General features: G+C 58.9%; 6 protein-coding genes. All 6 read right to left on the bottom strand.

Annotation, left to right across the window (positions count from 1 at the left end; genetic code table 11):
• Window position 1: 1 nt before the first annotated feature.
• The 6 genes from C8D82_RS02580 to C8D82_RS02555 all read right to left on the bottom strand — a co-directional run bounded on the left by C8D82_RS02580 (window position 2) and on the right by C8D82_RS02555 (window position 15,528).
• Window positions 2–2,695: a hypothetical protein gene (locus C8D82_RS02580; protein ID WP_165832788.1), complete on the bottom strand. Its 2,694-nt coding sequence runs from the start codon at window positions 2,693–2,695 to the stop codon at window positions 2–4.
• Window positions 2,696–3,264: 569 nt separating this feature from the next.
• Window positions 3,265–6,102, bottom strand: a complete 2,838-nt coding sequence (locus tag C8D82_RS02575) for a beta-galactosidase (RefSeq protein WP_133245025.1) — start codon at window positions 6,100–6,102, stop codon at window positions 3,265–3,267.
• Window positions 6,103–6,214: 112 nt separating this feature from the next.
• A complete protein-coding gene (locus C8D82_RS02570; protein WP_116882705.1) occupies window positions 6,215–7,012 on the bottom strand; it encodes a DUF1559 family PulG-like putative transporter in 798 nt (265 codons plus the stop codon).
• Between the two features lie 19 nt (window positions 7,013–7,031).
• Window positions 7,032–10,991 (bottom strand): DOMON domain-containing protein, encoded by a 3,960-nt coding sequence (locus C8D82_RS02565; RefSeq protein ID WP_133245024.1) that lies wholly within the window; start codon window positions 10,989–10,991, stop codon window positions 7,032–7,034.
• A 28-nt stretch (window positions 10,992–11,019) separates the two neighbouring features.
• Window positions 11,020–14,448 (bottom strand): hypothetical protein, encoded by a 3,429-nt coding sequence (locus C8D82_RS02560; protein ID WP_116882703.1) that lies wholly within the window; start codon window positions 14,446–14,448, stop codon window positions 11,020–11,022.
• Window positions 14,449–15,528: a prepilin-type N-terminal cleavage/methylation domain-containing protein gene (locus tag C8D82_RS02555; protein WP_116882702.1), complete on the bottom strand. Its 1,080-nt coding sequence runs from the start codon at window positions 15,526–15,528 to the stop codon at window positions 14,449–14,451.
• Between the last annotated feature and the right edge of the window lie 2 nt (window positions 15,529–15,530).

The raw sequence follows: 15,530 nt of genomic DNA, 5'->3' as shown, positions 1-15,530 counted from the left end.
CTCACCTGGGAGTCAACAACTGAATTTTTCCCTCCGGCAAAACCAGCCAGAAGGATTTTCCGTCTTTTGCCGGATAGGCGTCCGCCGGCGAGGCATTGAACTGTCGCGGCACCAGCACTGGCGGTGACTGTTCAATATGATCGAGATCAATCAGCACCATCTGTTCTCTCGGCTGGAGCATCCGATTCCCCTGCAGAACAAATGCCAGTGCACGCGCAGGAATCCCCGCATAAGAGTAATTGAACTTCAGGCGCCATTGATACGGAAGCAAATCCTGCTCTTTTACGCCCGTGGAACTGCAATCGAAAACCGCCACACGCTGCAATTTTCCGGATTTCAGATTATAAGTTAAATAACGGCAATCCATTCCGGGAATATAGAGTGTTTCATCACCCACAATCGTTCTGTTTCCGCCAAGGGTTTCATCGGAAATTTCAGAAGCCTCCATGGTATTCGGATCCATCTCATACAATACGGAGTCTCCAAACAGCAGCAGCCGCCCGCGAAAAGGGTTGCTCCTCAGCAGAAAACGTGAGAACGGGTCGCGTGCATCGAAACTGTTCTGTTCTTCCTCCCGGCCGGTATCGAAAAGGACTTCCCGGTTATCTCCGGACAAATCGCAACGAACCAGCATGGAATTCGTATTGTTTGCGGAATTCAGTGCAATATAGAGTTTGCCGCCGAGCAACGCGACTGACCTCAGGCCATTGTGTGGAAAGTCCGTAAGAGTCCATGCTTTTTTCCCCTTCAAATCAAAAACATGAACCCTTTCCTTCGGAATTCCGGGACGAAACACATTGCCATCCGGGCGGAAACCGTCTCCCTCTTTTTCTCTCATCCAGACGGCATAATCCCCTTCCACATCAAACATGCCGCAAGTATCCACAATCCCCCTGCCGAAACGGCCGGCACGCTCCAGATCCACTTTAGACGAGGCACAACAATCCAGTTGTCTGCTTTCCGGATTGAACCGGTACAGTGTTATCAACTGCTGCCGTTCCCGGAACCCCACCAGATAGATCATCCCTCCCCGCATAATGGAATTCAGAATTACGCCCCGGTCACCCCACGGAACCGGGGTTGAAAGTTCAACCTTTGAATTGAATCTCTCAATCAGCTCCCGCCGTTCCTTTGCATCATGCTGCAGGAAATAATCATCTCCCTCCCAAGCCATGTTGTTGAAAATGGCCTGCAGTTCCTTACCGGCTGCTGAAGTCAGATAGAAATCCATGCGCTCCCTGATCACCGGCAGGAATTTTTCCACTTGCCGGGGCGGTACTCTCCCCAAACCGCGTAATTCATATAATTCCCGTCCTGACGGCAGGAAATCCGTATCATCGCCGAATACTTCAGCCGCAATCGCCTTAAATTTCTTCTGCACAATTGAAAAATTCCCCCCTTTTATTTTCGATTTATTATTCACCACAGCCAGATAGGGGGCTTCCCTGCCGTAGATTTCCTTTACCTGCCGGCAATATTCCCGGAATAATTTCAGTGATTCATCGGGACGGTATTCCACTTTATCCTGTTCTCTGTGAAGTTGCCAGAAGCAGCCGAGCTGGCGGATCAGTTTGGATTTTGAACGCTGCGCGGCTTCAATCTGCTCGTAGAGTATCCGCCGCTCCGGAACAGCCGTCTGCGTATTTGTCGAAAAACTTTCACTCAGAATGAATTGGCCGATCGGCGGAATTCCGCGCTGCCGTTCCGGAGTATCCTCCACCGTCAGAAAGGCATCGGCAGCCCGGATCTCTTCCGCAATCACTTCGGACAGGCCGTCATAGTAATCCTGAAGCGAATAGTAGTTATGTTCTCTCAGCCCCACATTTTCCAATTCCCGGAAATACGCCTGCAGTTCGGGGACGGTACGCAGCCCGCGCTCCGGGTCATACTTCAGCCCGAAACGTGCCCGATACCACAACCGGTACTCCCGGCGCGCCTCCGCCGCCAATGTCTTGATCGCGTCCCAATCGATATCGGGAAGTTTCCTGTTCTTGCCGAATCTGGGAAAAGTATTGCATTGCAATGAGAGTGCGACCAAACCGGTGGGATCCATTTTCGGTATTGCATGCCGAAGCCTCATTTCACGCATCCCGCTCAACCATTTTCTGGCCATGGAGAACGCATGGTCGGAGGAATACGCAGAATTTGCAACAGCCTGTTCGCCACCGCTTCTCTGGGTTAATTCCCCTCCCCAGGAATAATAGGGATATTTTTTGATCGCCGCCGCCCATAGATCGAACCAGCGGTCGGAAAAAATGTGCAGCCTCCCCAATTGATCCCGGTAACCCGACAGAGTATTCGGATACGATTGCCGTTCCGGTGATTTTTCCGCTCCGTTCCGTTTTAAAAACAGTTTCAGACCAGCGTCAAACTCCTTCAGTTGCACCGCGGTTTCCTGCGTAACCGGTACTTCCTTCGTATAAGCGACAAACATCCGTCGGCCGAAAAAAGAAGCCGCCTCCAGATAGAAACCGTTTTTCTTTCCCTCGCGCAGCCTCACCACCCAGCTATTGAGCCGAATCGGGAAACAGTACCGGAAAAAGCCTCCTTCAGCACAGCTTTTCTCCGGCTCATGCCGATCGATCACCAGACATGACGGCTCTTTCAACCAGTACTCCTCCAGCCCTGCCGAAAGAAGTTCCGGCGCGTTTCCTCCGCCGGTACCCGAAGTCAGCCGATGCGGTTCTTCAATCACCACACTCCAGAAGTATCCGCTCTGTTCCGCAGTTGCGGCCTTGCGTATGCGTTCCAGAACCCGCTGCGCCGTTTCGACAGGCTCCCGGCCGGGGGAAAATTCGGCGGCGAGATAGGAGTGACGGAGATTCAGAACCGCCACCAGCCGCTCTTTGGCCGCCACGATCAGAAAATCCGCCTCCGGCAGCGGATACGCGGCAATTTTCGGATCATACAAGGCGGAAACCTCCGGAGCATCCTTCCACTCCGCCAGGACGATATCCTGTTCCGCTTCCAGCCGGGAACGAATTTCCCGGACAGTCTCCTCTTCCCCCACCACTGCCACCCGAACCGCTGCTGCCATGACAAAGTTTGTCGCAACCAGCAGCATCGCCGCCGCCATAATCCATTTCAATCCCACACCTGACCTCCCGGAGTTTCACTGAAGAATAAGACGTGACCAGGATAAAAAAACTTAGCCTTATTTCCGCTTATTCCAAACAATATTCCCATTTTTCCGAAATGCCAGCTTGTTGCAATAAAAAAGGCTCCGAAATTCGGAGCCGGCGGAATCAGAACTTCCGTTATCGGTCATTTACCGACGAAATATTCGTCAAGCCATCGGTTGGCCGCGACGATGCCGGAGATGAAGTCATGATAGGGCCGCCCCTCATTGTCCACCACACCCCAGCCCTGCCCTTCGCTGTCCGCCAGGTTCTGATAGCCGAAGTTGACCATCCCGACGACGAAGGGAAAGGTTTCGACGACCTGTTTCACCACCTTGCCGTAGCCCTCGCCGCGTTCCTTCTGGGTCAGCAGCTGCGCCGACGGCGACGCCATGCGCACATCCAGCGCCTGAACGCCCCATTCGGTCAGCATCACCGGCTTGCCCGTGACCCGGTGCGCCTTCCGGATTTCGGCCAGCTGACGGCCGGTGTATGTCGCATCCTTCCAGACCCACATCGGGTAGGAGTTCCATGCGATCAGGTCGTAATCCTTCCACGCTTCCAGCATCGCCTCGGTCGACGCGCCCATGAAACGGTTGCTGCCGATGAGTTTATCCGGCATGAATTCACGCATTGTCTTAAGCACGTAACCGGCATAAACCTTGACCGTATGCACCGCAAAATCGTCAAAATCCTTGCGCATGCGCCCCTTCCTGCCGTCGCGTTCATCTCCGCCGAGGCGGCGGCCGATCTGCGCCAGCGCGGCGGCGGCGGTCGGATCGGCCATGAAAGGAACTTTGCCCAGCGGGTCCGGCTTTTTCACCAGCACCTCCTCAAAGCTCCCGAGATACTCCGCTTCCGCCTTGCCGAACCACGCCAGATTCAGCATTTGCAGGTCGTTCCGGTAGCGTTCGCGCAGCCAGCGGACAAATTCCCGGCCGCACGCCTCCGAATAAACGAAACCCGAGGAAGAACGCCCCGCGAGATTTCCTTCCAGATGCGCTTCGTTGTTCACGAAAAATCCGATGCAGGCCGGATCGCGGTTCCACCGTTTTCCCGCTTCCGCCGCCCGGCGGCGCAACCTGCTTTTCCAGTTTTCGTCGAACGGGTCCGCAAGTCCCGGCAGCGGCTGCCCTTGCCGGTTCACCAGAGCCGGGCCGCCGTCGCCGCACCCCAGATAGGTGAAATAGACCATTCCACGCCGCGCTCCCGCCGCGAAGGCGGCATCTGCGGTGGCCGCGACCGCCAGTCCGTTGAAGCCGAGCCGCTGCGCCAGAGCGGCCGCATCGTCGCCCCACTCCTTTTCGGAGGAATAGGCCCGCCGCGCCCAGTCGGAATATCCGTAATTTTCGCAGATGCGTGCCACCGTCTGGATGCCGTTGAAAAAGAACGGCTTGCCGGATGGAGTTTTCAGCCACCAGCGGCCGTTTTCCTGAACCGTGCCCCATTTCCCCGGTTCCGGCGCGACCTTGAGCCGTTCGCAGGCCGGAGCATAAGCGGGAACTGCCGCATAGTCGGGACGCCGGACCTCGGGAAGCCATGCGGCGGGACGCCTGACCGGATAAATATCCAACCCCTTGAGCCGCACCGGCTCCCCGATCGGGCGGACTTTGACCGCATCTCCTGAAACATTCCGCCACGCTCCATCCGAAACCACCACGCACCGCCGGGAATCCTCCTCCCAACCGAGCGCGACCAGCCCGCGCGCCCCGCCTGGGGCGATCTCGATTTCGACCTCGTTTTCTCCGGCTTTCAACACGCCGTCGAGCGGCCACTCGGCGGCGACGGGCCAGCCGTTTCCGGCGTGCATCGTCCAGACGCCGGAGTTGTTGAACTTCCCCCGGCCAAGCTCGCGGCCGTTGACCCACAGCGTAAAGGAAGGAGCGGCCAGCGCCATGATCCAGCCTTTCCGGGGAGCGTCTTCGATATGGAAGGTGCGCTTCAGCCTGCCCGATTCCTCCAGCCACTGCGGACGGACCAGCGGAGCAAAGGCGGCAGGCTCCCGCAGCAGGCGGATCTCGCCGAATTCCACCGCGACGGAACTCTCCGGCTCGCCGAGAAAGCCGATTTCAAATGAGGAAGCGGTCGCCGCCTCGCCGCTTCGCCAGGTATCGCCGCCCATGATCTCCGCCAGCGCGAGCTTCTCCTTCCGCCACTTTCCGACCACCGGAGGCAGCCGGAGGGTACGCCGTTTTCCGTTCCACTCCCGGACGGTGATGCCCGGATTGACCGACTTTATTTTAGAGCCTTCCGGCAGGAAGTAGTCGAATTCCAGCCATGTATCCGCGAGCGGCGCCTCGATGCGGAAGGTCAGCGCCAGCGCATTGCCTTTCGCGTCAAACCGGAACACCTTCTCCTTCTCCCCCGGTAAAGTGGGAGCCGTTCGCTTTTGTGTGAAGCCTCCCGGAGGCCAGACGCCCGCGAAACCGGGCAGCCCGGTGACGGCATTCCAGGCTCCTTGTGTTTCCGGCGTCAGAGGAATGGAATAAATACCTTCCCGGTCCCGGCTGCCGGCACCCACTGCAAATCCGCCGATTTCCAGCGCAATCGGTCCGCCGGAAGCGAGTACACCCAATTCAAGAGCTTCCGCATACTTGCCGCCGTCGCGCCGTATCGCGGCGGTTTCCGGCCCGTCCAGCGGCCATCGTACGACGGTCCAGCGCCCTTTGACCGGAACCAGATCCGCCGCAACATGTTTTTTGCCCCGCACCCGCACGCCGGGACGCAGCCGGGTCACCCGCGAATCCGCCGGAAGATAGTAGGAAAACTCAAACCAGCCGTGTTCAAGTTTCAATTCCACGCCATCCAGTTTCACGGCATAAGCCAATGCCTTGTCGGAAGGCCTGGAGTCGAAACGCCACACCTTCGTTTTATCCGCACTCTCTCGTGCCGCCGGTTCCTGTATCCGCACCGGCGTACCGCCGGATGGAGTCCACGCAATCCGGGCCGGCGGCGCACCGGCTCCGGGAAGCCATTCGCGCACGGTCCCTTCTCCCGACGCACCGGCCGCCGGCAATGACAAAAGACAGAACAAAACCGCCCATTTTCCTGAAATTGAAATCGACACTTTTTATGCCCCCGATTGTTTTCGTCTGTTATTTGTCGTTCATCCTGGAACTTTCGGGCCAGATGAACACATATTCCTGTGAAAGTTTTCCCCAGCTCAATCCCATCCGGATCGTACCGGCATGCCCGTCCGCAAAACAGACGTTGGACCTACGGTTATGGCGGTAAACCTGCGGATAACGGGCTGCCGCGACCTGCGTCAGTTCACTTCCCAGCACCAGCATCTCCCGGCCGTCCAGAGCATATACCGTCAACGACGGCCGTTTCATCCGGATAAGCCGCCGGGGTGTGTACTGCTCCGCTCCTCCGGTCCAGCTGTTCAATGCTCCCGCAATTGTTGCGACCGCCGTATAAGTGACCCAGGTGGGCCTGCCGGCGATCCGGTAATTCTCCTTATCCGAACGCGGAGTGCCGGAAGCCGTCGTATAAGAACCGTTCTCCTTGTATTCGCTGTTGAATCCCTCGTCCGGCCTGGCTCCCGGACACCGGAACAGCGCCGCGTTGTTGGCAAGATAAAGGTGTGCGAGGCGCTGATGCCACCGCGTCAGCGGCCGGTCGCCGCCGAATGTTCCCGGGTACTCGCCTACCGGCAGATAGTCACGGTAATCCCCCGCATAAAACAGATTGGCGCTGCCGATCTGTTTCAGATTGGCGCTGCAGGAAGCCGTGTGCGCCCTTTCCCGCGCCTTGTTCAGCGCAGGAAGCAGCATCGCCGCGAGAATGGCGATGATCGCTATTACAACGAGCAACTCAATAAGGGTAAACCGGCAGCGCGGGGCCGCGATAGATCCGGCAGGAGATGTAACATGGATCAGATTCTTTTTCATATAACCATCCTTTCGTTGATCAGTTCAAGATGCACCAGCCGAAGAAGTCGATATTCTTGCCGCCTTCAATTCCGCCGAAATACTCCATGACGCGCAGGCGTTTCCCGCCGTCATTATCATTGACCAGCAATGCCATGCGGAACAGTTCCCCCTTTTGCGGCCTGATTCCGAGCCGATGGAACGGAATTTCAAAATGGTAATGCGTCACTCCGTCGCGGCGCGCAACCGTCAGCGGCAGCCCGGCCTTTCCGACTTCCGTTTCCACCGGGGAATGATGACACCAGGCGATCGGCTCGCCATCCGGCCCATCCGAAAAAGTAAATTCCCGGTGCGCTCCGCTGCGATCGGCCAAACCGACCTGAATGGAATCGTTGCTCCAATTCATGGCCTGCCGGAAAGGGGTGCAGTGATTCTGGTCGCGCACATCAATATCGAATACCAGAGCCGTCGCGGTCCGGCTCAACCGGATTTCCGCGGAGAGGTCCTCTTTACCGCTCCAGCGCGGCGTAGTCGGATCGAACGCCAGTTCGGTCAGGACCGCCTCCGAATCCAGCCGGACCGGATACGCCTGACCGCGCATGCCGACCGGAAGCGCCATACAGGCCTGCAATTTCAGATTTCCCCGGTAAAGTATCCTGCTTTCCGTATTTTTCAGTTCCACCGCCACCGGGAGCGTAAACGGACCGGGTTTGACGGAAGCCGGAGAGAGTGTCGCCAGCCTGACTTTCCGTCCGGCCGCGGCGGAAAGCGTTCCGGTCACCTTTTCCCCGTTGCACGACAAGGCGTACTGAATCTTTTCCTGATAAGGATTGCAAAGTTCCAGCTCAACCGGGCGTTTCTCTCCGGGCGCATACACCGGATTTCCCGCAATTCTCACCAGTTCGCCTACCGAGGATACAGCCCCCTCCGGAGCACGCAGGTAAAACGGCAGTTGCGGCGTATTCACATAAACAATCCCCCTGACCGGCTCAAGTACGTTCTCATTGCCGAAAATATCCACCATACGCACCGGCGCCGTGCTTTTCAGGCAGAAACTGAAAACCGCGCCATCTTGTTTCGGCCATGCGGCGAACACCTCCTCGCCGCCGCCACGGAACCGGTAGCTTTCCAGCCGCGGATCAAGTCCGCCCCCCGGAGCCGGCACGGTATTGGCCAGTTGCCGCACCAGCTCATTGTAGGCGACACAGGAAGGCTTGGGCTGGTTGTCCACCGTGATCAGTCCGAAAGAATCGTCGGCATTGATATATTTATCCCAGTAGTCCTGCACCATGAACCAGACGTAGAATTCCATTCCGACCGCGCGGGAATAGGCCATTTTCCGGACCAGTACGCCTGCCTGCCGGTAAAACAGCTCCGGTTTCCCGTGATAGGAGCGGTAGCCGGTTTCGGTATTGGCGAACCGTTTTGTGCCTCCGGTCAGGCGAATCACCTCCTGTGTATATTTCCGGTAGTTCGACAGTCCGTCATGGGCGTGAAACAACGCGATATCGTAACTGGCGGCATTGTCCACGTAGGTTTCCCTGATGAAGCCGGGACGCGCTTTCGGATGCGCACCGATCACCAGCCCGCCGGTTCCGACCGCCACCTCCGGCGCCCGTTCCTTCAGAATCGGATACAGCAGCCGCAGGCCCTCCATATAAGCTTCGTTCGGCATCCGCCAACCCAGATTCGGTTCGTTGAACCACTCGAACCACTTGATCCGCGGCATTGAGGCGACGAATTCCGCGACGCGGCCGATATGTTCCCGAAAGAGGGCGGGATCGCAGTTGTGCGGTCGAATCACCCCCGCAGGCGATTTCCCGCTTCCGGCCGTCCACGCCGGTATGCCTCCGGCATAGTCCAGGCAGATGTCCAGCCCCGCTTCCGTATGGGGCCGCCACATTCGCCGGAATGCCTCATAACCGGCAGTGCTGCCGCGTTCCCGCTCGGCCCGGTTGCCGGAAAAACCGCCCCGGATCATATCCGCGCCGAGCAACTTCATCCACTCCACATGAAAACCTGCTTCATAAGGAGCGGTGTTGATCTCCTGATCCTCCAGCCCGAACCACATCGGCAGTTTGTTGATGCGGCTTCCATTCGGCCGCATCACGCCGAGCCAGCCCTGATATACGTGTTTCACGCGGCCGTTGCCGACGGTCAACTCCACCGCATATCCCCCCTTCCGGGAAAATGTTCCGAGATCGAAATCCACGCGGCCGAAACCGAATTTACCCAGTTCCAGCGTCGCCCGGCGGGAAACCAGTTCCTTGCGGTCCATATCGAACACCTTGAGTTCAAAACTGCCGTTCACGCTCTCCGGCAGAGCATTGCGGACCCGGAAAGTCATGCCGGCCGGCTCACCGACATCGAAGCAGAGCTTCCGGTAATCGGGATGCACTTCAAGTTGCCGCTCCGGCCGGGAAACGTCAGCCTCGCAGAAAAGGTCGTCGATCAGGACACGTCCCGCCGCCGGTTCGTCATTGCGGTAGGCAATCCGCGAGAGCCGTACCGGGAAGGCGATCTTGCGGAATTCCGGAATCGTTTTTTCATTGAGTTCAAGCCGGTAGTCCCGCCAGCCTTCCCCGCCGATCCGCACTTCGGAAGTCGTGAACGTGCGGTCGAAGCGGTCCAGGAAAGCAAAGCTCACGCCGCCCGCATGTCCTGCGGCATCGGCGGAAAAGAGCACGGCCGATGGCGCCATCGGCATCTGGTAAATGCTGTTTTTGCTGAACCGGGCCTCGCCTCCCGGCCTGGCCGTATCGAAACAGAGGGCACCGGCCCAGCCGTCCTCCCGGCGGGAATCCGGCACCGAACCGAAACTGAAGTCAAACGGATGCGTCGCTCCCGGCCTTCCCCCCTCGCCCGGCCCTCCCAGCCAGCTGGAGATATCCGCAAAATCATCGAGCAGAAGCCTTCCCGGCGTCGCCGGAACCGCCGGCGGCGGCATCGCCGGCAGGAACATCGTCATATCGGTGAGCTTGCTCCACGGCTTCATATCGGCGGCTCCGACCCGGTTTGCCTGACGCCAGCCTGAATCATCGAACTCCGGCAGCCGCCAGTTTTCCGGCGCTTCGGCACTGGACAGGACGTTCCCGTTGCTGGCCAGCGGAATCACGGTGCCGTTCTTCAACATGATTTCACCCCGGAATATCACGCCGGCGGGAGGCCGGCCGTTGCGCACGTCGAATGCGATCACGTTTCTTCCCGCCTTGAGCCGCGATCCCAGGTTGAATCGTCTGGCGCGCCATCCGTGCCGCCTGGCGATCACCGTGCCATTGACGGAAATATCCGCCTCGTCGTCACAGGCGATCCAGACCGGGGCGGAAGCCGCGTCATCTTCCAGCTCCAGATTGACCCGGAAATACCGGTGCGTATTGTTCTGAGGCTTCTCCTCGTGCCAGTACCAGAAAGAGGGCTGTTCTTCCGGAACCGCTTCACCACCCTGCAACGGCCCGATATTGACCAGCCTGCCCCACGGCTTCATCGCCGCAGGGCCGAGCCGGAATGTCCGTTTCCATTCCCGGTCGTCATAACCGCCGCCGGTCCAGTCGCCGGACGCCTCCCGGCTGCAGCGCATATCGCGCGAACTGACCAGCGGAAAAACACCGCCGTTTTCCAACACCGCCATCCCGCGGAAAATCACGCCGGCCAATCCGATCCGGTTTTCAGCTTTCACGGCAATTACATTCCGGCCCGGCCGCAGCAGCTTGGCCAGTTCGTATTTCTTCGGTGGAATCCCCTGCCGGGAAGTAAGAAGGGTGCCATTCACATAAATTGTTCCGAGATCATCCACGGCGAACCACACCGGAGCCGCCTTCACTCTGCCCGGCAGCTCGAACGCGTAACGAAAATACCGGGTGCAGTGTTCCTCCGGCCGCGCTTCCATCCACATCCAGCCGGAAGACGGCATGGAAACGTTTTCTCCGGCCGCGATGATGCTTCCGCACCACGGGATTGCGGCAAACAGCAGCATGGAAGCATACGAGATTCTCTGAACCATGGAAAATTCCCTTTCATTTTTCCGTATTTCAACGGACGATTTTCGCCCAGCCGAAAAGATTGCTGTTTTTAGAGGGCTGGATGCCGCTGTTCCACTCCATGAACCGCATGTGCCGTCCCTTGTCATTGTCGTTGACCAGATAAGCGATGCGGAACACCTCTCCGGCGGTTCCTTTCAGACCGACCAGCGCGGCGGGGATCTCGAAGTGATAGAACGTCCTGTCCCCCTGCCGTTTCACGCTTGCGGGAACCTGCCACGCGGCGCCGTTGCCGTTGTCGCGGGGCCGGAGATGGTTCCAGACGGTCGCCCCGCCTTTACCGTTGCCGGAAACAGTGAACTCATAATGGTCCCCCGCCAAAGTGCCGATTCCGACCTGAATGCAGTCGTTCTGCCAGACATAGGCGTCTTTGCCCGGCGCGCTGTGGTCGTCATCGGTAACGACGGCGTCGAACACCAGCGTCGCACCGCGGCGGCCGAGCCGGATTTCGGCACTGAGGTCCTCCGGCCCCGACCAGCGCGGCGAGTTGGGATCGAACATCATTTCGCGCACCTGATCCGCCCGGTCAAGAATGACTTTCGCGCCCGCCTTTTCACTGACCGGCAGCGCGACGAAGCTGTCCAATGCGATCGAACCGTCGAAAAGTTTCGCGCCGCCGGCCCCGGTCAGCCTGAGCTTGCAGTCGAAGGGGGCGGCGCCGAATTGCGCATCCGTCGGAATCGCCGCAGGCACCCGGAATCGGACCGCTTCGCCGGAGCGCAGTTTGCCGCTGCGTTCGCTTCCTCCGGCAATCAGCGTATAGGAGAACGGCTCCCGGTACGGATTGACCAGTTCCAGTTCCACCGTTCCCATTTCACCGGGGGCGAACACCGGAACTCCAACGACCTGAAGCGGAGCATCCACCGCCCCCAGCGCCCCTTCGGGAGCGCGCAAATAGAACGGCAGCGCGCCGCTGTCCACAAAAGCGATTCCGCCGGCCGGACGGATCACGGTCTCATTCCCGAAAATATCGGTCCGCACAATCGGCGCACTGCTGCGCAACGCAAAGGAAAACGCGCTTCCCTGCGGCCAGCAGACGAATATCTCCTCGCCGCCGCGGGTGAAGCGGTAATTCCGCAGCCGTTTGTCCAGCTCCACCGGTTCCGCCGGCTCCGTGTCGGCGAGCTGGCGGATCAGCTCGTTGTACGCGAGAAAGGAGGGTTTGGGCTGGTTGTCCACCGTCACAAGACCGAAGGAGTCGTCGGCATTGATATACTTGTCGCCGTAGTCATGCAGCATGAACCAGATGTAGAACTCCGAATTGCGGCTCTTGGTCAGGGTGATCTTCTTGACCAGTTCGGCCGCCTGAAGCCGGAACATATCCGGGTGGGTGTAATAGGAGCGCGCCCCCGCCTCCGAGTTGCCGAACGGCTTCCGCACTCCCGCCTCCGCCAGCCAGCCGTCGAGCGTTTCGAGGCTCTTCACATGAGCGGCGTATCCCTCGTGGCCGTGGTAACAGGCGACATCGTAGAACTCCTGATTTTCCTGATACATCCGTCTGGCGAAATCCTTTTTGGCGCGGGCGTGATTGATCACCACGCCGCCGGTGGCGACCTTCACCTGCGGGGCATACTGTTTGAAGATCGGGTAGAAAATGCGCTGCGAAGCGAGATACTCATCGGTGTTCCGCTCGCGGAAGTAACCGAGGTTCGGCTCATTGAACCACTCGAAGTAACGGATTCCCGGATTGCGCCCCATGAATTTCGCCAGCCGGGTCATGTGTCGGGAAAAGGCTTCCCGGTCGGAGGCGAAAAACTTCTTTCCGGTCCAGCCGGGCACCTCCCCGGCATAGGAAAAGACCAGATCGATCCCCGCGTCGAAGTGGGGCTGGTACATTTTCCGGTACTGCTCATAGCCGAAGTCGGTGAAAGGCACCTCCTCAAGCTGGCGCCCGATCGCATTTCCCCGGATGATGTCGATGCCGAGCATCTTCATCCAGCCGATATGAAGCTCCTCCTCGTACCGGAAATTGCGCAGCCCCTGATCCTCGACGCCGAACCACATCGGCTTGGTGTTGAGGCGTTTGTTGTTCGGCTCGAATACGCCGAACCAGCCGGTGAAACGCTGTTCGGCCAACGGATTGCGCACCGTCACCTCCGTCCGGTAGGAACCTTTTTTCGGGAAGCGCCCCACATCGAAGGCGATCCGTCCCAGCCCGTAAGCCCCGACTTTCAGTTTCCTGCGGTCGGAGAAGAGCTTGCGGTCCGCAATGTCGTAGACGTCGATCGACACCGTATTCTCGACCGGACGATGCCAGTTGTTGCGGATGCGGTACTCCTGCCGGACGGGGCGGTTCACGCCGTGCGCCAGCCCCCGGTATTCCGGGTGAACCGTGATCGCGCCGGTGCCGTCGGACTGGTCGACCACGAAGCAGAGATCGTCCAGCAGCACCCTGCCCTTCCCCGGCTTGCCTCCGACGAACCACAACCCGCGGATCGACACCGGAAAGACCAGCGCGTCGAAATTCTCCACCGTTTTCGCGTTGAGTTCCAGCCGGTAACGCTTCCACGCATTTCCCGACAATTTCACCGGAAGCGTCTTGAATTTCGTCTTGTCGGAACGGTCCATCAGTTCAAACAACACTTCGCACTCGTACCCCTGCGGATTCGCGTCGAACTCGATCGCCTCCGCGACGGCGGGACTTTTATAAACGGCGTTCTTTTCAAAGAAGATCCGGCCGCCGGGACGGATGAAGTCGTAGTCGATCATGCCGCTGCCGCCGTCGTCGCGCGACGGCTCCGGTCCCGCGCCGAATCCGAGCTGGTAGGGCAGCACATTATGTCCGGGGCGCATCCCGGAGTGAAGCCACCCCATCCAGCTTGAACAGTCGGAGAAGTCATCGAGCATCAGCCTGCCTTTCTTCTCCGGCGGCACCGGTTCCGGTTTCGCCGCGCCCGCCACCAGAAACGGCGAAACATCGACCAGCTTGTTCCACGGCGAAAGATTCGCGCCGCCGAACCGTTTCGCACTCTTCCAGCCGGAATCGTCAAACGCCGGTTCCTCCCAATTCGCGGGCAGCTCTGCGGAACATTTCCAGTCCGCGCCGGTATTGACTTCAATCACCCCCTTCGCGGTGAAAATTTCAAAACGGCAGAGCAGCCCGGCCTCCCCCCGGCCGTTCCGCGCCCGTACCGCGATCACATTCTTCCCTTGACGAATGAATTTCGTCACGTCGTACCGGTTGAACTTCAGCCAGCCCGGAAACGGCTTTTCCGGTTGGCCGTTGACCCGGATTTCCGCTCCGTCGTCGGCCAGCACCAGCAGTTGCGCCGACTTGACCGGAGCGTCCACCTCAAAGGTTTTCCGAAAGGCGCGGACCGAGTTGTCCTGCGGTTTTTCCGGATACCAGATCCAGCCGGGCGCTCCCGCCATCCCCATGCAGGCCAGTCCCAGAAGCATTGCGATTGCCGAAAATTTCATTTACAGAGTGCTCCAGATATAGTCCGTATTCAAGGTATCCCACGGAGCGCGCGCAATCCGCGCCGAACGTCCGTCCACCATCAATGCATTGGTCGCGTTGCCGTGCCGGAAATTCTTCGGCACCCGCACCGGCTGTTTCAACACCTCGTTCTCGCTGCCCAGAAACATGATGTCATTGTGACCGTCCATCAGATAGACGGTGCGCGACGGTGCTTTGAGCCGGTCCAGCTTGCGCCAGAAATTCAAATAGGAGATCGCGGTCAGGCCGGGCGCTCCCGTCACGCTGACGTCGCACGCGTAACTGATCAGCGCGCCCCGGTCGGGATGAAAATAACGCGCCTCGTTGTCTTCCGTGGCGCGCGCCCACGCTTCGCCGCCGGTCGGGCAGTAAAAGGTCTTGCGGGAGGGGAAATAACGGGAAAGGTCCTGATACCAGTAGTAGTAATATTTTCCGTCAAACCGCCGGTTGGATTGGCCGCTCACCAGATAACCGTCGTTGTCGTTGCCGTAAAAACCGAGTCCCAGCCCCATCGTTTTCTGGTTGTTCATGCAGGTCACCGCATTCGCCTTCTCCCGCGCCTTGTTCAAAGCCGGCAGCAGCATCGCCGCCAATATCGCGATGATCGCAATCACTACGAGCAGCTCAATCAGCGTAAATTTTGCGGTAGTCAGCCTTAAGCAGCGGTATGCGGGGGGCGTATCCGCCGCCCCCCGCGCCCCCTGCGTCCGGCAAGGTGCCGGTGCCGGGTACGGGGCGGTCGACAGGCGGAGGCGCGGTCGGCCGGCGGGGAAGGAAGATCCGCAATAACGTGAAGTTGTCTTCCCGCTTTTTTGCGGAAAAACAACTTCACGTTTTTGCTCCGACTTGCCGCTTGCAGAGCATTGGCAAAGGCGTAAGAGCTTGCGAAGAATGAGAGAGATGTTCAGATTGGTTGGTACGGGGAGAGACGCGGCGCAAATCGCCGCTTTCTCTCCCCCGAACCCCTCTCTTTTACGCAGAGCGGCAGCCGTGGACTGATTGTATATTTTACAAGTTGTGTTCACGAGCAGTTCAATCAGAGTAAAATCATACTTTTTCATCT

This window comes from Victivallis vadensis (assembly GCF_003096415.1).
GTDB classification, from domain to species: domain Bacteria; phylum Verrucomicrobiota; class Lentisphaeria; order Victivallales; family Victivallaceae; genus Victivallis; species Victivallis vadensis.
The sequence above is the reverse complement of the archived record's forward strand: the minus strand, read 5'-3'. Positions and strand labels throughout refer to the sequence as shown.

Coding starts and splice junctions, on each gene's coding strand:
- C8D82_RS02570 (WP_116882705.1), bottom strand. CDS start 7,012: ATGAAAAAGAATCTGATCCATGTTACATCTCCTGCCGGATCTATCGCG.
- C8D82_RS02565 (WP_133245024.1), bottom strand. CDS start 10,991: ATGGTTCAGAGAATCTCGTATGCTTCCATGCTGCTGTTTGCCGCAATC.
- C8D82_RS02560 (WP_116882703.1), bottom strand. CDS start 14,448: ATGAAATTTTCGGCAATCGCAATGCTTCTGGGACTGGCCTGCATGGGG.
- C8D82_RS02555 (WP_116882702.1), bottom strand. CDS start 15,528: ATGAAAAAGTATGATTTTACTCTGATTGAACTGCTCGTGAACACAACT.